Source organism: Exiguobacterium sp. s146 (assembly GCF_018618415.1).
Lineage (GTDB): Bacteria > Bacillota > Bacilli > Exiguobacteriales > Exiguobacteriaceae > Exiguobacterium.
In genome coordinates this window covers 29,810-46,343 of the sequence record NZ_JACSMA010000006.1, presented here as the reverse complement: position 1 = coordinate 46,343, position 16,534 = coordinate 29,810, and the positions used below count along the sequence as shown (strand labels likewise).

The following is a 16,534-nucleotide window of genomic DNA, read 5'->3' as shown; positions in this document are numbered from 1 at the left end:
AAGAAGCATCTGACGCGACGTCAGATGCTTTTTCTTATGAAAACATACCCACCAAAATTCCGCAGATGACCATGCCAATTGTATAAAACTTGAAGCGGTGTCGTTCCCAAAACGAGTCGGTCATTGGGTTGTGACCCCATCACGCTTCGCAATCTTGTCACTCACTTGTTGGCCGCTCAATGTCACCATCGGCATGCCGCCGCCGGGATTGACCGTGCCGCCGACGAAGTAGAGGTTGTCGTATAGCTCGCTCTGTTTCTTGTGTTTGAAGCCGCCGTTTCGCTTCTTATCGGCGACAGTGCCGTAAATTGCGCCTCGGTCCGAACCATACGTCCGCTCGATATCGTGCGGCGTCCAGACGTCGCGTGTCACCGTATGTTCCCGCAAGCCGTCCAAGCCCATCCGTTCGAGCTTGTCGAGGACGCGCTCTTCAAACGCGGCGTACTGTTCTGGTGTGAACGGGTTGTCTTGGATATACGGGATATGCGGCAAAATCTTGATATTCTCGTGCCCAGGCGGTGCCTGTGTCGGGTCGGTCTTGTTGACGTTCACCAAATAAATCGTCGGATCGTCCGGCAACTCGTGCTGCTCGAAAATCTTGTCCATCTGTTCATGCAAGTTCTCTGAGAAGAAGAAGTTGTGGTGGCCGAGCGCTGGATATTCTTTGTTCACGCCGAGATGGAGCACGAAGCCAGAACTGGCCGGCTCATATTTTTCGACGAGCTTGTCGACGAATTGGTCATCCGCTTCGACCATCTTTTGATAGAACGGGATGACTTCCATATTCGAGACGAAATAGTCAGCCGAGCGGAGCCTTCCGTCCTCAAGTTCGATGGCCGTCAGTTGACCATTCAGCGTGTGCGCGCGGACGACGCCTTGACCGGTATGGAGCTGGACGCCAATCTCTTCCGCGAGTTTCGTCAATCCTTCCGCGAGTTTATGCGTGCCGCCTTCGACATACCAGCAGCCTTGGGCGTGCTGCATGTAAATCATCATATTGAGGACGGCCGGTGCACTGTATGGCGACGAGCCGACATATTTCACGTAATACGACAGCATCGTCCGTAGGTGCGGGTTGCTGATCCGTTTGGCGATGCCGTCGTACATCGTCGACGTCAAATCGAAGCCGAACAACGTCGAGAACAGACCGTTCTTCGCGACCGCTTCGCGCGGCGATTCGAACCCTTCTTTCAAATACGCCTTTTCTGTCGTGTTGTAAATCCGCTCCGCATATTTCAACAGCTCGCGATACTCGTACATGTCTTTCCGAGACAATGTCGGATTGGCGCGCTCCATCACGTCCAAGTCATGATATAAGTCGAGCACCGTGCCGTCCGGGAAGAACGAGCGCCACTCGAGGTCGAGCCGTTTAATCGGCACGTAGTCTTCCATCCGCTTGCCGCTACCTGCGAACAGCTTCTCAAAAATCTGTGGCATCGTCAAAATCGACGGCCCGAGGTCGAAACCGAAGCCGTCTTGTTCGAGCCGGTTCACTTTCCCGCCGATATGGTCGTTCTTTTCGTATAAGGAGACGTCGTATCCTTTTTGTGCGAGTGAAATGGCCGCCGAAATTCCCCCGAGCCCTCCACCAATCACAATCACAGACTTGTTCACATCTTGCATGCTTGTCCCGCCTCTTTCTTGATATGTATTTTTTATGTGCATTCCATTTACTAAACGGATTCGGTTGGAACGAACTCGATGAACGTTCTAGGCTAGCGTTTTATCTTCGTATACATACCCGAATGCTTGGGTGATTATCCATGTCCGAGCACAACGGAGCACGATGACGTGATTTGTGTCCTCGATTCACACGGGTCAATAATCAAACTCTTCGTGTAGCGGTTGGATTTTCCCTGTTCCCAATCGGCGAAATGTCGATTGTTGAGCATATCCGCGAGGGCTTATACTATAACTATACGGAACATCACAACGGCACAAGAAGAAGGAGTCAGCGATGGATATTCAACTACAAGGCGTGACTAAAGCGTTCGGCGACCAAATGGCGATTGAGCAGGTCGGCTTCACGATCAACTCGGGAGACATTTGTTGTCTGCTCGGCCCGTCAGGTTCTGGGAAGACGACGCTCATCCGTCTCATGATTGGTTCGTTGAAAGCGGACGCGGGCTCAATCCGGATTGGTGAGACGGACATGCCAAGCATGAACATGCTTCATAATATAGGGTTCATGCCTCAGAATGACGGGCTGTATGACGACTTATCGGCCGAGGCGAACCTCGCATTTTTCGGTTCAATCTATCAGCTTGGTAAGGCAAAGCTGCAACAACGGATCACGGACGTGCTCACCCTCGTCGATTTGACAGCCGACCGGAAAAAACTCGTCCGCCACTTCTCGGGCGGGATGAAGAAACGGTTGTCGCTCGCCATCGCCATCCTGCATCAACCGGACGTCTTATTTTTAGATGAGCCGACCGTTGGCATCGATCCGATTCTGCGCCGTCAGATTTGGGATCAGTTCCAGGCGATTCGGGCGAATGGGACGACCATCATCGTCTCGACGCACGTCATGGACGAAGTGCTCGAGTGTGACCGGGCCGCGCTCATCTATAACGGCCGCTTGATTGCTTACGACACGGTGCCGCGTCTGTTGGAACAGACAGAGAACGGCCGCGTCGAGGAACTGTTCCTCATCGCCGGGCGAGAGGGAGGCACTCATGCGTAACTTGGCGAAACGCGTCATTTTCCAGACGCTCAACGATAAGCGGAGCGTCGCCTTGATTTTGATTGCCCCACTCCTCATTTTAACGCTCGTCTACTTCCTGCTCGGCGACTCGGATTACGTGCCGGTCGTCGTGGTCGAGGAGAACGTGCCTGCCCAGCTCGTCGATGCGTTCGAAGCCGAGACGCTCGAAGTGCGTCTGGACACGATCACCAATCCGTTTGGCTATTTAGAGGAGAATGCCGACGTCGATGCCGTCTTTGAAGCAACGCAAGCAGGTACCGTCATCACGCTCCGAGAACCGTCGACAAAATCCTCGAAAGCGGTACGAGAGATTCAAGCGGCGCTGTCGACGTTGAATCCGGCGGCGGATATCGAGATGAATTATGTGTACGGGGAAGAAGGGCAGTCGACGTTCGACTCATTCGGCTATGTGTTCTTGTCGTTATTCTCGTTCTTTTTCGTCTTTATCCTGTCGGCGATGGCGCTCGTCAAAGAGCGGAGTGGGGGGACGCTCGAACGGCTCCTCATGACCCCGATCAAACGGGGACAGGTCATCTTAGGGTATACGCTCGGGTATGGCGTGTTCGCGATCGTCCAATCCGTTTTGATCGTGCTGTATACGATTTATGTGCTCGGATTGACGTCGCTCGGGAATATCGGCTGGGTCATGTTGGTCATGCTGCTCATGGCCGGGACGGCCGTCTTGTTCGGGGCGACGATCTCGGTGTTCGCCCGTTCAGAGCTCCAAGTCGTCCAAATGATCCCGTTCACGATTATTCCGCAAGTGTTCTTCTCGGGATTGATTCCGCTCGACTTGATTCCATACGGGCTCGGCAACTTGAGTTACGTCATGCCGATTTTCTATGGGGCGACGGCGATTAAAGAAGTGATGGTGTATGGGAGCGGGTTTGCTGGGATTTGGGGATACGTACTCGGCCTCGTTGTCTACGCCGGGGTGCTCTACGTGCTCAATCTGCGCGCGCTTGGGAAGTATCGGGGACATTAAAACGGGATTCGAGCGCGAGGCTCAAATTCCGTTCAGACGACCCATCCAAATCGTATCGTAGTAGTGACCGTCACGCAGTCGCTTGTCGTGTCGCAATCTGCCTTCCTGTTCGAAGCCGTAACGCTCATAGAGTGCGACGGCTTTTTCGTTTGTCTCGATGACACTCAAGTTGATTTTATGAATCCCGGTCGCACCTCCTTTATTGTAGGTGACAAAAAAGCATCCGGGCAGATGCCCGAATGCTGGTCAGCGTTTGAGTAGCAAGACGACGCCTGATACGAGAAGCGCGAGTCCGCTAAACAATCGTACTTGTTTGCAAGTCACTATCTTTCACCCCTGTAAGTCATGGTAGGTCGTTCATTTTTTGGCGACGCGAAGTTTTGTTCGTTCCATCTCTTTGTAGATAGAAAGGACGTCGTTGCCATAGTTGCCTCTCGGCTGCATCGCCCATTTGCCTTGGAGGGCGGGCCATGTTGGTGCGGATCCTCGTTTTACGTAACGGAAGCGAGGGTCGACGAGCTTCATGTTCAGTTTGTCTGTCGAAGCGTATGCTTTCAGATGCTGAATATGGGCTGTGACGCCTTGGAAAGGCGAGCGGAACGTATGACCTTTTACCCCGTTACCGACCGTTCCGATGCCCGCGTAATTATGTTGCCTCGGGAGGACGTCTCCTTTGTAACTGAAATAGCCGGTCTCCTTCAACGCTTGCGCGAACGCGACATCGCCACGGACACCTTCTTTTGCGCCGATGACGACGAACAGCTTGGCGAGCTCTTCGACGGTCACAGTTTGAAGCCGGACGTTTCTCGGATTTTTCTTTTTGACAAAGTCCGCCATCTGTTGAGGTGTTAATGCTGATGTTCCCATAATAGCACGATTTTCTTTTTTTGACGCAGCTGAAACCGATGGCATGGATAGAATCAACGAAAATAGGATTATAGCAATTCCTAACGAATAAACGAACATGTGTCTCATCTTTGTTCCTCCCATAATCAACAAATAAACTATGCAAATAATACCATATATTAGGTTTTTAAATTATTTCATTTTGATTAAAGAGAAGGAATCATCCAAATTTATGTATTTTCTTTCGCAAGGCGTTTTTTTAAGTAACGAGTTTCCATTCAGTCGGGTATTTTTGAAACAGGAAGAACCTCGATCAGGAAAAAGAAGAACCCGAAACAAAACTAGGAGGAATCGAATCTATGTTCAACGCGTATCAGTTCCACATTCAACTGCTCGACAGCCCGACACCGGTCTGGCGGCGCTTTATCATCCCGGCCGAGACGAACTTCAAACGTCTCCATGACGCGATTCAAATTGTCATGTTGTGGGACGACTCCCACTTGGCAAAGTTTGAAAATGATTTACGAAAGCCGACGTTCCGGTTCGTCTTATCCTCAGACGAGGTCGAAGAGTATAAGGCTCGGTTAGCTTACTTTAAATCAAAGCCGCAACTAGAAGCATTTTAACAACAGATTTATGAGATGTATCGGCAATTATCCATTCGTCAGATGAAGAACGTGAAGTTGCCGGCCGTCATCGAATCGAATCCGACACTATACTATACGTATGACTACGGAGATGACTGGCGACACGAACTAACGCTTGAGAAAGTCATTGACGATTATCCGTATCCTTATCCGATGGTGACAGAGTGGGAAGGGGAGACGCCATTTGAAGACGTGGGCGGGATGGCTGGAAATCAGATGATTCAAGACATCTTAAATAATCTGTCTCATCCGCAACACGAGGAGTATGTGGGAGCGTCTCAAGAAGTGCAATCTTATCAAGAGGATAGAATCAATTTCCTGTTGCAAGAGTATGTGACTGTAAAGAGAGTGAAATGAAAAAACAACGGATTGAACAGTAAACTGTGCCATAAAAATCGGATACAAACTTCCAACTTTTAAGGGAACAAAAACTCGTTTCCCTACGTAAGATAGAAGTGAGGTGATTACGAATGGAGAAACAAGCACGCATGCGTTCGATTCAATCGTATCAAAAAAGATGGATGCCATTGCATGTATCAGTTGTCATCGCGGTCGGACTCTCATTTGCGTTATTGGTCATGAACGAATTTAAAACGGGTTATGCAGTTGCTTTCTTAGCGGCGCTCGTTGTGCTGATTTATCTGGAGTGGCGTGAGAGTCGATTCATGCAACGGTTGACAGCCGAACCGTCCGTCCAGAAGTTCATTCGTCGCACGTATCTTGGCCGCAACGCGCTCTCGTTGTTCGGGGCGATCGGGTTCTGCCTGTTGTTCAAGAATGGTTTCCAGTCAAATTTATTCTTATGGATGATGATTTTCTTCGGTGCGATTGCAGGTCAGGCGGCGACGACGCTGTATTACGAACGCAAGATTCGCCAGCTCGACCCGGAACATCCGAGTCGGCACGATTTGAGTTTTACAAAAGGATAAACGAAAAAACAAGCCGCCCTGTATGTACAGGACGGCTTGTGTGTTAGTTCGCTTTTTTGAGTTCTTCGTTCGAAGCATCCTCGGCAAACGTTTGGTTCTTCACATCGACGCGCTTCACGAAGAAGGCGAGGACGAGCGCCAAAATGTTCATCCCGAGCGCGACGTAGAACGAATACTGAATTCCAGACAGGAGCGCTTGCTGCGTCAACGCGCCCATCGCACTCTCGGTGAGTGTAGCTGGGTCGACGCCGGTCATGAGCGATTCGGCTTCCGTCCGTGTCACCGAGTTCATGATTGTGACAAGTACGGCTGTCCCGATTGCACCCGACACTTGTTGGGCCGTGTTATTGATGGCCGTTCCGTGCGGGTTGAGGCTCGTCGGTAACTGGTTGAGACCGTTCGTCATGATCGGCATCATCACCATCGACATCCCGAACATGCGGAGCGTGTACGTCAAGACGATATACGTATACGTCGAGTCGAGTTGGACGTTGGCGAGCATGTACGTCGAGATGGCTGTGATCGTAAGACCCGTGATTGAGAGCAACTTCGGTCCGAATTTATCGAACAGTTTCCCAGTGATTGGGGACATGATTCCCATGATGATGGCACCCGGTAACAGCATGAGCCCTGAGTCGAGCGGCGAGATGCCGCGAACGCTCTGGACGTAGGCAGGTGTCAAAATCATCCCCGAGAACATGGCGACGGCGTTGACCATCGCGATGATTGAGGCGAGCGCGAACATCGGGTATTTGTATGCCCGAAGGTCGAGCAGCGGCTTCTCCATGTTGAGCTGACGGATGACGAAGGCGATCAATGCGACGAATCCGACGATCATCGTTGCCAAGACGATCGGGTTGTCCCAACCGTCTGAACTCGCTGAGCTGACACCGTACAAGACGCCACCAAAACCGATTGTCGACAAGACGAGTGATAGATAGTCGAGTGATTGGTCCTTGTTTTGGACCATGACGTTCTCGGCTTTCCAGATGGCAAGACCGAGCCCGATGATGGCGAGCGGGAGAATCATCTCGAACAAGACGCGCCAGTCATAATACTCGACGATATAACCAGAGAGCGTCGGCCCGATGGCTGGTGCTGAGATCATGACGAGCCCGAAGATGCCCATCGCCGTTCCACGCTTTTCACGTGGAAAACTGACGAGCATGACGTTCATCAAGAGTGGACCCATCGTCGAGGCACCGACCGCTTGAATCATCCGACCCGTGAGTAACATCCCGAAGTTTGGTGAGAAAGCGGCAATGGCCGTCCCCACAGCGAAAATCGCCATCGAGGTGATGAAGAGGCTTCGGTTTGAGAACCGAGTGATTAAGTAGGCGGATGCAGGGACGAGGACACCTGTCACGAGCATGAAGCCCGTCGCGAGCCATTGGACGGTCGAGTAGTCGGCAATCTCCAAATCGACCATGATTGATGGGAGCGCGACGTTCAATAATGAGTTGTTCAAGAAGGCGATGAACGCCCCCGCAAAGAGGACCGCGAGCATGAGATATGGCGGTTTCTTTTGGAATTCTGGTTTCATACGAGTTGCTCCTTTATGTTCTGAATAGTTATATACTAGTAAGTGTCGATGTGATGATTTTATACCCGTCGTATAAATAAATCAACCATTTTGTACTATCAGTTCAAAATGATATACTGAATCTATAAATGAAACAGAACGGAGCAGGAAATGATATGAAAGATAAGAAACGAAAAGTCGCCGATGTCGCCATGAACCTCTTCATTGAGAACGGGGTGCAACAGACGTCGGTCCAAGAAATCATTGAGCGGGCGAACATCTCGAAAGGCACGTTCTACAATTACTTTGCCTCGAAGACGGACTGTGTCGCCAACATCCTCGAAAACTTGCGCTATGATGCCGGGCAACGCCGCATCGAGATGCAGATGGGACGGGACAAGCGGGACAAAGACGTCTTTATCGAGCAAATTTCGATTCTCATTCAATTGAATGAAGAGCGGAATCTCCACGCTTTGTTCGAGTCGATCATGTCGGCGAACGAGCCCGAACTGAAGAAGCTCGTCTTGCAGCACCGTGTCTATGAGATTGAGTGGCTCGCCATGCGTTTGACTGAGATTATCGGGGAGGAGATTCGTCCGTATTCGGTCGAGTTGACCGTGCTCTTCAACGGGATGTTGCAACACATCCTGTTCACGCTCCGCATCACGAACACGGCCTATTCGATTCAAAAACTGATTCGGAACTTGTACGCCTACGTCGAGCAGATGGCAGCTCGCATGGTCGAGACGAACGAGCATATTTTAAATCCGGTCACGGTCGACCAGATGCGTGGCACGACGGATAAAAACCTCGTCACGAAAGACGAGTTGATTGAGATGGCGGAACGGATTCATGCACACGTCAAGATGACCGAAGAACAAGCGGATTTGTTTGAGGCGATCACGTATGAGCTGCATCAAGACCGTCTCCGTAAAATCGTTATCGAACAATTGCTCAAACCGTTCCAACGGTTGTTCAAAGGGGTGACGGGGGAGACAGAAGTCCAGAAATTTACGAATCTCGTTTGGTTGTATACACGGACACACTGACGACAAAAAGTGTTTGGATGCAGTAATATAGAAGAAACACTTTACGAATAGAAATCTCAAAATATTCCACGAAAAAGAATTGATTCCTACAAATTCATGCGCTACAATCAAGTTACCGAAAGCGCTTTCGGGAAGAGGAGACTGACATGGGTACGATTTATGATTTAGCGAAAAAGACGGGCTTTTCGATCACAACCGTGTCCAAAGCGTTGAACAACTATAAGGACGTCAGTGAAAAGACGAGAGCCAAAATATTACAAGCTGCCGCTGAGATGGACTACTTGCCGAACGCACACGCGCAGTCGTTATCGACGAAAAGATCGTGGGCGATCGGGGTCATGTTCTCAGAAGCGAACGAAGTCGGAATGAAGCATCCATTCTTCAACGGCATCATCGAAAGTTTCCGTCACGCCACCGAGGAACATGGCTATGATTTAATCTTCGCCTCACGGAACCTCCGCAATCGTGACATGAGTTATCTCGAGCACTTTAAACATCGAGCGGTCGACGGCATCGTCGTCATTTGCTCGGACCGGATGGATGAGCAAGTCCAAGAGCTCATGCAAAGCGACATCCCGTTCGTCGTCGTCGACATGGACAGCGCCAACTGTAGCGTCGTCTACTCGGACAACACGGAAGGTGCTCGCATGGCTGTGAACTACTTGTATGAGTTAGGCCATCGCGCCATCGCTCACATCGCCGGAGATTCGTCGATTGACGCTGGGGCGGCCCGGGTGAAAGGGTATGAGCTCGCTATGCACGCGCTCGATTTACCGATTCAACCAGGATATTTGGTGAACGCGGGGTTCTTCTCGGTCGAAGAAGGTAAACAAGCGATGGAGCAACTGCTACAGCTTTCATCTCCACCTACGGCTGTCTTCGTCGCAGGCGATCAAATGGCCATAGGGGCCATCGAAGCCGTCCATGAACATGGTCTCCGGGTTCCAGAGGACATCTCGGTCATCGGGTATGATGATATCGAGATGATCAAGTACATCACACCGAAGCTGACAACGATTCGTCAAGATACAGACGAAATCGGGGAAGCGGCGGCCGAACTGTTGATTGAACAGATGACGGCCAAAGAACGACGCACGGAACGACGCACGGAACGACGCGTCATCCCGGTCCGCTTGATTGAACGGGCGTCCTGCGCGCCGGTCAAAAAGTAAACAAGTCACGATGATCTTTCGAAGTCGCTCTGTTAGCTTCAGCGGACTGGAGAGAAGAGAGCGATTTCGAAAATCATTCACCCTAAATCGAAACCGCTTTCGATATTTTATTTGAACAATTTCGAAAGTGCTTTCGACAAATATTTACCTCTTCTTGCAAACGCTTTCTACAAAACACTTATAAAGGATTTTTCACACATGCGTAAAAAATTCGTTAGCTTACTCTCTATCGGAGCACTATCAGTCGGCGTCTTGGGCGCATGCTCAAACGACGAAGGATCTTCAGAATCATCAAGCAAAGACGACGTACTTAAAGTTTGGTCGTTCACGGACGAGCTTAAAGAGCCAATCAAAACATACGAATAGCAGAACGGCGTTAAGGTTGAATTGACAATCGTTCCAATCGCGGACTATCCGACAAAACTTAAGCCGGCACTTGAAAGCGGCGTTGGGGCACCGGATGTCTTCACAGGAGAAATCGCGTTCCTCAAGCAATGGGTTGACGCAGGATACTGGGAAAACCTTTCAGAGGAGCCTTATAACGTCGACGATATCTCAAACGATTACATCCCTTACGTCTTCGACCTCGGGAAAGATAAAGATGGCAACGTGCGCGCTTTCGTGGCAAACGACACCAGGTGGCGTCTACTACAAACGTAGCTTAGCGAAAGAAGTGCTCGGTACGGACGATCCGGCTGAAATCGGCAACATGATGAGCTCGATGGACGGCGTCTTCGAAGTTGCAGAGAAGATGAAGCAAAAAGGCTACAAAATGTTCCCGGACGAAGGCGCGATTCGTTGGTTCTCACAAGGCGCGAACCCAGAAGCATGGGTAAACGACAAGAACGAACTCGTCTTGACAGAAGACAAGATCAACTACATGGACTACGCGAAGGAGCTTCGTGAGAAACAATACACGGCACTCGCTCCAGAATGGTCACCATCTTGGTTCGAAGGGATGTCGAAGCCGATCAAAGTGAAAGAAGAGGGCAAAGAAGTGGAGACACAAGTCTTCTCTTACGTCCTTCCAACATGGGGTCTCCACAGCGTCTGGAAAAACAGCGCGGAATGGTACGCCGGCGTCATTGCGGACCATAAAGCCAAACACGCGGATAGCGTCGAGGCGTAAGATGAATCCATCCCTGCCGCTACAGGGATGGATTTTTTGTGTGGAACCGATTCAAGCGGGGAACGTATGAAATATGGAGAGGAGGACGGATGATGGCGTCACACCATAGAACGGATCAAGAGAGGGAACAGGGTAAGACGACCACGCTTATGATGATGTCGTTGCTGTGCTGGTTCATGTACGGTTTGCTCTATGGGTTTGTCTATTCGAATGTCCTCATGATCTTTATTGTGTTGTTCTCTTCTTTTTTAGGCGTGAGAGGACTGATGGAACGGGACAAACGGATTGAACGGGAACGGGAAATTTGTGATCTCGGTGTGGAGATTGATTCGGAAGAAGGGGAGATGTTGATGAAACGTGAATACGCGACGTACGAAGTGACAGGCTATGACGACAAAGGTAAGATCAAGTTCATTCACTTGAAGGAAGGGGAGTTCATCTTGCCCGTCGAGATTAAAGGGGACGACTTGACGAAAATCAAGAAAATGATGGAACTCAACCCAGGGGTGACCGTTATCGTCCACGCGGCCGTCGATCAGAAACGGATGCGTCTGCAGGAGATTGACGGTTATTCGCTAAGGAAGGACGGATAACGATGGCTATCGCCAAACTGATGTCGCGTGACGAGTCATGTGATGTGACGATTGAGAGCTACGCGTATGCCTATCCGGACGCTGACAACGTCCATGACGCGGCCTGGCATCGAAATTGGGTCGGGCTCCATATGCCGGACCATCGCATCACGTTCGATGACGTCATGCTCGACAGCCTGCTCGTAGCTCACTACATAGGAGTGTTCGAGTCATTCGTAGCGGGTGACGTATCCGAAGTTGAGTTTGAGCCGACAGAACCGTTCGTCAGCTTGACGGTGACGAGAAGGGATGGGGATGGGGACGAAGTGGACGTACGAGGCCATCTAGAGCATCCGCTTGAAGGTGAGTCTGAGGAGCTTGCGTTCACGTTTGGGACGTCTGTGGACCATGTGGCGCGCTTTTTAGAAGGTTTACAGGCAATCGCCGACGCATACCCGATCCGAGAGTTGTAACCGAAAAAGCAGCCAGCGCTATGAATAGGCTGGCAGCTTGTTAATGAATGATTTCTTTTCTGGCTTGAATGCCAGCTGCGAACAGAAAGGCGACTCCGAACACGAACGGGATGACAGATTCGAAGGCGATACCGGCAAGGAACGAGGCGCTCATCAGTAAGCAGAACGCAACCGTATAGTTTCGTTTCATCTATGTACCAACTCTCATACTCATTTTCCTAAATATAACAGCCCTTCTCATCGCTGAGAAGGGCTGTCGTTATTTGCTTAGGCTGACGCTTTGTCTTCGTCTTCTTGTGCTTTCAATTCTTCACCGTACGAGACGCGGTCTTGCATGCGAACGAACGGGAGGTAGACGGCAACGGCCATCGCGATTGTCACGATCTCCAAGAGCGCTGCACGCCATCCGCCGATTAAGAAACCAGAGATAATCGGTGGTGTCGTCCATGGCACTTGAAGCGCGTTGAACGGGTCGACTCAGCCCCAAAGGATTGAGAAGTACACCATGAACGATGCGATGGCAGGAACGATGACGAACGGTACGAACATGATCGGGTTGAACACAATCGGCATCCCGAAGATGACCGGCTCGTTGATGTTGAAGAGACTTGGTGCAAGCGAGAGCTTACCGAGTTGCTTCAAGTGAGCCGAACGGGCGACGATGAGTGTCGCGATGATGAAACCGATTGTGATTCCTGATCCACCGAACTTCGTGAAGAAATCGAGGAATTGGATGGTAACGATTTTCGCGTTCTCACCGGCCACGAGTGTTTCACCCGCATCGATGAGCACTTGGTTTTAAAGCGCGTTTGCTGTAAGGAGTGGTCCCATAATCCCCCTGAGGATGGCAGTACCGTGAATTCCACACCACCACATGACTGACATGAGCACCATGAGGACTCCGACCGTAGCCGTTTTCCCTTGTGCCTCGAGTGTGACGAATTTCGTCTGGATGGCGTGTGCTTCTTTTAATGTCGCGTCAGCAGCTTTGACCGCTTCAGCCGCTTCTTCTGCTTTGCCTTCTTGCATCAACAGCATCGCATGATGGTAGCTTGCTTTCGCGTCGCCTGAAAGGACGATTAAACCGAAGATATCTTCGGGAGTAATTTCAATTGTTTCAGAAACCATATTATCTCTCCTTTTTGTACGGATAACCAAAATTCATAGGTATAAATTCTACAAGATGATAGTAGTACGATACCGCTTACATATAAACCCTTTCTTTTGCCCGAAATGCGAACATAAAAAAACGCACACGAGAACAATCTCTCGAGCGCGTTTAGGACTTGATGTTTGAGACTTTGAGCATCTTCACATGGCGGAAATGATGTGTCGAGCGCGATACGTCGAAGATTTGACCGTTCGTCAAATAGACGGTGTTGTCGACGAGGAGGGCCGGATCGTTTTCGTTCAACCCGAGTAGTTTGGCATCTTCTGCGTTCAAAAAGTCGGCGTAAATGACACGATCGGCGAAACCAATGGCGAGTTTTTGGTCGTTGCGGAAGTAGTTGTAAATCGACTTCTCGGTGATGTTCCGATCGAGATAGACGACAAGGTCTTTCCGGAAATACGAATCCTCGACCGAGAACGGATGGTCATCGACGAGACGAAGGCGTTTGACGTAATAGACAGGTGTGCCGATATCACACTTCATCCGCTCGGCCACTTCATCGTTCGCTGTCGTCAATTCGAAATCTAGGACGCACGTCTCGACTTTCCGTCCACTGAAGTCACTCGTGAGACCTTGCAACTTCTCGAGGTTCACATAATCGCTCATATAATGGTCACGGACGAAGACACCGCTCCCTTGCACTTGATAGACGTAGCCTTTATTGACAAGAATCTCGATCGCTTTTCGGATCGTGTTGCGGCTGACGCCGTATTTCGTGGCGTATTCCTCCTCGGTGAGGAGCTTGTTCGTATGTTGATAGACGTGATTCATAATATCCGTCTCAATCTGTTCAGCGACTTGCTTATACTTTGGACCCATGATTTTCTGCACCTTTCGCAACAAAATTTGTAGGTATGAATACGCCATCAGTATATCAGAAATTATAGATTGATGGACGACAATCCTTCGGCATTTGTTGAAAAACGTCGAACGATTGTGAAGAGAATCCTTGAAAATGGCGAAACAAATTTGAAAGGGTTTCGTATAGAAAAGGAGAAGAGTTGAGGAGGAGAAGGATATGGCACAATCAGTTCGAATGGAACGGGAACGAGAATGGAAGCAACGGCATACACGCATCGGGTACGTCTTATTGGTGGTGGTCATCCTGACGTTCGCGTTGATGTTCGTTGGACAGACGACGTGGATGACTGTCCCGCTCGGTCTCGTCGGAATCGCCCTGCTCGTCTCGGACGTGGCGAAATATCGGATGAGACGGTCGTTTCTGGTCAATCCTGTCGCTAAAAAGATGCTCCGCTGGCAGTTAGGATACGACATCGTGAACACGAGCGTACTTATTATCATGGTCGGCGGTCTCTTGATCTTTAGTCGAGACAACCTCTATTGGGCGTTCGCCGTCGTTATCTGGGGAGTGATTGCCGAGGTCGTGTCGCGTCGTTTGAACCGGGCGCTACAGGCTCATGACCCGATGTTACGCGCCCTTGAGTTGGAGGAAGTGAAATGAAGAATCGTCGAGTAGAGGCGGAGCGCGCCTGGTTTCGCGCATTCCACCAACTGATTTTTGGGATTTTAGGCGTGTTTCTCGTCATCGTGATTCCCGTCACGATATGGACGGACAGTTTGGATTGGGGCATCGTTTATACGGGGCTTATGCTCGTCCCCATCAATGTGATGTACGTCAAGCGTTACCGGATGCGGCGGACGTTGAATCCGCAATTGTCACATCTCTATCGCCGACAAATCGGAAGTGACTGCTTGAATACGGTCGCCTTTTTTATCGCCATCAATGGGGAGAAGCTGCTAGAGTCGAATACAGCATATATCGGTGGAGTTCTGATTGTGGGCGTGGCCGGATGGCTGACGATGCGAATCGAGAAGCGGATGAAAGAAGAGGATGTGTGGCGTCCTACATATGAACAGCTGAGGGGGTGAGCGGATGGAGAATCAGATTCAACAAGAAGTCCGATGGGTGAAGCGAATCCGACGAATCGGTGTACCAGTACTAGTCCTCTATATCCTATTTACGATTGTGGCCCTTCTATTCGAAAAGATGTTGTTGATTCCTTTAATGTGGTCCGTGGCGCTGTTTCTGATTTTCATGGGGCATACACAATACCGCCTCCTTCGGCACTTCTCGACGCATCCGAAAAGCTTACGGTGGTTGCAAGTCGAATACGCGGACACGTGGATTAGCGCAATACTGATGGGTACGTTCATGACGACCTTGCTCACAACGGAGTCGCTTGGATTTGGAATTGGATTTCTATTTGGGGTTTGGGGCTTGACTGAAAAATATCGTTCCCGCATCATTGCGCGTCAATTGAAACAATATGATCCCGATATACCGACATATGATGAAGTCATCGAGAGGATGAGTTGAATGGAACTGTCACCACAATCAAAACAACAAATTGATACGATCCTTCGATTTGAAAAGTGGACCGGTTGGGGCTTTGGTGTCTTCGTTGTCTCTGCAATCGTTGGGATGCTCGTTTACGCATCGTACTGGGACATGCCCGATTCGTTTTTCCTAGTGTTCTTAGTAGCGATTTTTGCTATGTTGCTCAGCATCGAAACGACTCGATTCCTCATGTGGCTTCGGTTCGTGAAAAACGAAACAGCACGAAAGCTGCTCACGCTGCGGTTCACGATTTATTTGATTGGGTTTAGTGCGATCGGATATTACGGGATCGTCGTATTCTATGATACGACACAACCGCAGACGTTCCAGGCGTTCTTGTTGTCGCAAGCCTTTTTTTGGGGAGCTGCCTTTTTCGGCAGATGGCTCGACCGCATCATCCAAAAGCATGACGGTCATTATTTGACGGGAGAAGATTTAAAACTGATTCGCGAAGCCCGCGACATCGAGAAGGAGCAAAGTCATGGATAAACGGAGCCAAATGCGTGAATTGACGGCGTTCGACCAGAGAAAGCATTCCACACAAGTATTCTTGTCAGCAGTGTTGGCCGCGCTTCTCTTTTTCTCATTAGAATACAATTGGCTATCACCAATGACAGTCATATTTCTCAGCGTCGCGGCGGGGCTGCCCGATTTTCGCAAGATGTGGCTACGTGAGAACATCAAAAAGCAGTTTTTAAAGTCGGAAGCAGCAAAGCGGCTCATCCATCTCAACTCCATCTTTGGGCTTGTGACGCTACCATTCTTCCTAGTGTGGGTTTACGCATTGTTCACGGATTTGATTTCACTTCAAACGTTCGCTTTGATTGGGCTAGGAGCTTACGTACTTGCTATTCTCGAGCATCGTCTGTACGAGCGGCACATGGTTCAACTCGATGACAATTATGTCACGGAAGCCGAATTGCAAGAAGAACAAAAGTGGGGGAGCGCTTAGGGGCTTCCTCTTCTATATGAAAGG

Annotated in this window: 23 protein-coding genes and 1 pseudogene; 15 read left to right on the top strand and 9 right to left on the bottom strand. The window is 50.1% G+C overall.

Features of this window, described 5'->3' with window-relative positions; translation table 11 throughout:
- Positions 1-120 precede the first annotated feature (120 nt).
- Complete coding sequence (locus tag KNP83_RS13840; protein WP_214762980.1) at positions 121-1,623, bottom strand: phytoene desaturase family protein; 1,503 nt, start codon at positions 1,621-1,623, stop codon at positions 121-123.
- Positions 1,624-1,957: 334 nt separating this feature from the next.
- Here KNP83_RS13840 and KNP83_RS13835 point away from each other — a divergent pair, with 334 nt between their 5' ends.
- A complete protein-coding gene (locus tag KNP83_RS13835) occupies positions 1,958-2,683 on the top strand; it encodes an ABC transporter ATP-binding protein (protein WP_214762979.1) in 726 nt (241 codons plus the stop codon).
- On the top strand, positions 2,676-3,689 hold the full coding sequence (locus KNP83_RS13830; protein ID WP_214762978.1) for an ABC transporter permease: 1,014 nt from the start codon (positions 2,676-2,678) through the stop codon (positions 3,687-3,689). The genes KNP83_RS13835 and KNP83_RS13830 overlap by 8 nt, the downstream gene beginning before the upstream one ends.
- Before the next feature lie 21 nt (positions 3,690-3,710).
- On the opposite strand, the gene KNP83_RS13825 is transcribed toward KNP83_RS13830, so the two are convergent.
- Together KNP83_RS13825 and KNP83_RS13820 are read right to left on the bottom strand one after the other, a co-directional pair.
- The gene (locus KNP83_RS13825) at positions 3,711-3,872 is read right to left on the bottom strand and encodes a GNAT family N-acetyltransferase (protein ID WP_483297903.1); all 162 of its coding nucleotides are present in this window, start codon (positions 3,870-3,872) and stop codon (positions 3,711-3,713) included.
- A 174-nt stretch (positions 3,873-4,046) separates the two neighbouring features.
- Positions 4,047-4,556, bottom strand: coding sequence for a glucosaminidase domain-containing protein (locus KNP83_RS13820; protein ID WP_251139402.1), 510 nt, complete (start codon positions 4,554-4,556; stop codon positions 4,047-4,049).
- A gap of 338 nt (positions 4,557-4,894) precedes the next feature.
- Here KNP83_RS13820 and KNP83_RS15120 point away from each other — a divergent pair.
- Together KNP83_RS15120 and KNP83_RS13805 are read left to right on the top strand one after the other, a co-directional pair.
- Positions 4,895-5,539 (top strand): annotated as a pseudogene (locus KNP83_RS15120) (plasmid pRiA4b ORF-3 family protein).
- Positions 5,540-5,652: 113 nt separating this feature from the next.
- Complete coding sequence (locus KNP83_RS13805; RefSeq protein ID WP_214762974.1) at positions 5,653-6,111, top strand: hypothetical protein; 459 nt, start codon at positions 5,653-5,655, stop codon at positions 6,109-6,111.
- A gap of 43 nt (positions 6,112-6,154) precedes the next feature.
- Here KNP83_RS13805 and KNP83_RS13800 read toward each other — a convergent pair whose 3' ends face one another.
- A complete protein-coding gene (locus KNP83_RS13800) occupies positions 6,155-7,654 on the bottom strand; it encodes an MDR family MFS transporter (RefSeq protein ID WP_214762973.1) in 1,500 nt (499 codons plus the stop codon).
- Positions 7,655-7,809: 155 nt separating this feature from the next.
- On the opposite strand from KNP83_RS13800, the gene KNP83_RS13795 reads away from it, so the two are divergent.
- The 6 genes from KNP83_RS13795 to KNP83_RS13775 all read left to right on the top strand — a co-directional run bounded on the left by KNP83_RS13795 (position 7,810) and on the right by KNP83_RS13775 (position 12,028).
- Complete coding sequence (locus KNP83_RS13795) at positions 7,810-8,682, top strand: TetR/AcrR family transcriptional regulator (RefSeq protein ID WP_214762972.1); 873 nt, start codon at positions 7,810-7,812, stop codon at positions 8,680-8,682.
- A 146-nt stretch (positions 8,683-8,828) separates the two neighbouring features.
- The gene (locus KNP83_RS13790; protein WP_214762971.1) at positions 8,829-9,854 is read left to right on the top strand and encodes a LacI family DNA-binding transcriptional regulator; all 1,026 of its coding nucleotides are present in this window, start codon (positions 8,829-8,831) and stop codon (positions 9,852-9,854) included.
- 387 nt (positions 9,855-10,241) lie between these two features.
- Complete coding sequence (locus KNP83_RS15115) at positions 10,242-10,514, top strand: type 2 periplasmic-binding domain-containing protein (RefSeq protein ID WP_251139401.1); 273 nt, start codon at positions 10,242-10,244, stop codon at positions 10,512-10,514.
- Complete coding sequence (locus KNP83_RS15110) at positions 10,456-10,983, top strand: hypothetical protein (protein WP_251139400.1); 528 nt, start codon at positions 10,456-10,458, stop codon at positions 10,981-10,983. The genes KNP83_RS15115 and KNP83_RS15110 overlap by 59 nt, the downstream gene beginning before the upstream one ends.
- A gap of 92 nt (positions 10,984-11,075) precedes the next feature.
- Entirely contained in the window at positions 11,076-11,576 is a 501-nt protein-coding gene (locus tag KNP83_RS13780) for a hypothetical protein (RefSeq protein ID WP_214762970.1), read from the top strand.
- Positions 11,577-11,578: 2 nt separating this feature from the next.
- Entirely contained in the window at positions 11,579-12,028 is a 450-nt protein-coding gene (locus tag KNP83_RS13775; RefSeq protein ID WP_214762969.1) for a WapI family immunity protein, read from the top strand.
- Positions 12,029-12,068: 40 nt separating this feature from the next.
- Here KNP83_RS13775 and KNP83_RS13770 read toward each other — a convergent pair whose 3' ends face one another.
- The 5 genes from KNP83_RS13770 to KNP83_RS13755 form a co-directional block, all read right to left on the bottom strand.
- Positions 12,069-12,218, bottom strand: a complete 150-nt coding sequence (locus tag KNP83_RS13770; protein WP_214762968.1) for a hypothetical protein — start codon at positions 12,216-12,218, stop codon at positions 12,069-12,071.
- A gap of 77 nt (positions 12,219-12,295) precedes the next feature.
- Positions 12,296-12,481, bottom strand: a complete 186-nt coding sequence (locus KNP83_RS15105) for a hypothetical protein (protein ID WP_251139399.1) — start codon at positions 12,479-12,481, stop codon at positions 12,296-12,298.
- Positions 12,482-12,505: 24 nt separating this feature from the next.
- Positions 12,506-12,820, bottom strand: coding sequence for a PTS transporter subunit EIIC (locus tag KNP83_RS15100; protein WP_353048573.1), 315 nt, complete (start codon positions 12,818-12,820; stop codon positions 12,506-12,508).
- A 6-nt stretch (positions 12,821-12,826) separates the two neighbouring features.
- Positions 12,827-13,156, bottom strand: a complete 330-nt coding sequence (locus KNP83_RS13760; RefSeq protein WP_251139398.1) for a PTS lactose/cellobiose transporter subunit IIA — start codon at positions 13,154-13,156, stop codon at positions 12,827-12,829.
- A gap of 151 nt (positions 13,157-13,307) precedes the next feature.
- The gene (locus KNP83_RS13755; protein ID WP_214756894.1) at positions 13,308-14,018 is read right to left on the bottom strand and encodes a GntR family transcriptional regulator; all 711 of its coding nucleotides are present in this window, start codon (positions 14,016-14,018) and stop codon (positions 13,308-13,310) included.
- A gap of 199 nt (positions 14,019-14,217) precedes the next feature.
- Here KNP83_RS13755 and KNP83_RS13750 point away from each other — a divergent pair, with 199 nt between their 5' ends.
- From KNP83_RS13750 to KNP83_RS13730, 5 genes are read left to right on the top strand one after another with little or no spacing between them, the layout of a single operon-like run.
- Positions 14,218-14,661 (top strand): hypothetical protein, encoded by a 444-nt coding sequence (locus KNP83_RS13750; RefSeq protein WP_214762967.1) that lies wholly within the window; start codon positions 14,218-14,220, stop codon positions 14,659-14,661.
- The gene (locus KNP83_RS13745) at positions 14,658-15,089 is read left to right on the top strand and encodes a hypothetical protein (RefSeq protein WP_214762966.1); all 432 of its coding nucleotides are present in this window, start codon (positions 14,658-14,660) and stop codon (positions 15,087-15,089) included. Before KNP83_RS13750 ends, KNP83_RS13745 begins: the two co-directional genes overlap by 4 nt.
- 4 nt (positions 15,090-15,093) lie before the next feature.
- Positions 15,094-15,537, top strand: a complete 444-nt coding sequence (locus KNP83_RS13740) for a hypothetical protein (protein ID WP_214762965.1) — start codon at positions 15,094-15,096, stop codon at positions 15,535-15,537.
- Positions 15,538-16,047 (top strand): hypothetical protein, encoded by a 510-nt coding sequence (locus KNP83_RS13735; protein WP_214762964.1) that lies wholly within the window; start codon positions 15,538-15,540, stop codon positions 16,045-16,047.
- On the top strand, positions 16,040-16,510 hold the full coding sequence (locus KNP83_RS13730; RefSeq protein ID WP_214762963.1) for a hypothetical protein: 471 nt from the start codon (positions 16,040-16,042) through the stop codon (positions 16,508-16,510). The genes KNP83_RS13735 and KNP83_RS13730 overlap by 8 nt, the downstream gene beginning before the upstream one ends.
- Positions 16,511-16,534: the final 24 nt, after the last annotated feature.

Bases quoted from the DNA above. Each gene is read 5' to 3' on its own strand.
- KNP83_RS13755 (WP_214756894.1), bottom strand. From the start codon at position 14,018: ATGGGTCCAAAGTATAAGCAAGTCGCTGAACAGATTGAGACGGATATT.
- KNP83_RS13770 (WP_214762968.1), bottom strand. From the start codon at position 12,218: ATGAAACGAAACTATACGGTTGCGTTCTGCTTACTGATGAGCGCCTCG.
- KNP83_RS13745 (WP_214762966.1), top strand. From the start codon at position 14,658: ATGAAGAATCGTCGAGTAGAGGCGGAGCGCGCCTGGTTTCGCGCATTC.
- KNP83_RS13740 (WP_214762965.1), top strand. From the start codon at position 15,094: ATGGAGAATCAGATTCAACAAGAAGTCCGATGGGTGAAGCGAATCCGA.
- KNP83_RS13800 (WP_214762973.1), bottom strand. From the start codon at position 7,654: ATGAAACCAGAATTCCAAAAGAAACCGCCATATCTCATGCTCGCGGTC.
- KNP83_RS13750 (WP_214762967.1), top strand. From the start codon at position 14,218: ATGGCACAATCAGTTCGAATGGAACGGGAACGAGAATGGAAGCAACGG.
- KNP83_RS13780 (WP_214762970.1), top strand. From the start codon at position 11,076: ATGGCGTCACACCATAGAACGGATCAAGAGAGGGAACAGGGTAAGACG.
- KNP83_RS13790 (WP_214762971.1), top strand. From the start codon at position 8,829: ATGGGTACGATTTATGATTTAGCGAAAAAGACGGGCTTTTCGATCACA.
- KNP83_RS13735 (WP_214762964.1), top strand. From the start codon at position 15,538: ATGGAACTGTCACCACAATCAAAACAACAAATTGATACGATCCTTCGA.
- KNP83_RS15110 (WP_251139400.1), top strand. From the start codon at position 10,456: ATGGCAACGTGCGCGCTTTCGTGGCAAACGACACCAGGTGGCGTCTAC.
- KNP83_RS13760 (WP_251139398.1), bottom strand. From the start codon at position 13,156: ATGGTTTCTGAAACAATTGAAATTACTCCCGAAGATATCTTCGGTTTA.
- KNP83_RS13830 (WP_214762978.1), top strand. From the start codon at position 2,676: ATGCGTAACTTGGCGAAACGCGTCATTTTCCAGACGCTCAACGATAAG.
- KNP83_RS13835 (WP_214762979.1), top strand. From the start codon at position 1,958: ATGGATATTCAACTACAAGGCGTGACTAAAGCGTTCGGCGACCAAATG.
- KNP83_RS13840 (WP_214762980.1), bottom strand. From the start codon at position 1,623: ATGCAAGATGTGAACAAGTCTGTGATTGTGATTGGTGGAGGGCTCGGG.
- KNP83_RS13795 (WP_214762972.1), top strand. From the start codon at position 7,810: ATGAAAGATAAGAAACGAAAAGTCGCCGATGTCGCCATGAACCTCTTC.
- KNP83_RS13775 (WP_214762969.1), top strand. From the start codon at position 11,579: ATGGCTATCGCCAAACTGATGTCGCGTGACGAGTCATGTGATGTGACG.
- KNP83_RS13820 (WP_251139402.1), bottom strand. From the start codon at position 4,556: ATGGGAACATCAGCATTAACACCTCAACAGATGGCGGACTTTGTCAAA.
- KNP83_RS13730 (WP_214762963.1), top strand. From the start codon at position 16,040: ATGGATAAACGGAGCCAAATGCGTGAATTGACGGCGTTCGACCAGAGA.
- KNP83_RS13805 (WP_214762974.1), top strand. From the start codon at position 5,653: ATGGAGAAACAAGCACGCATGCGTTCGATTCAATCGTATCAAAAAAGA.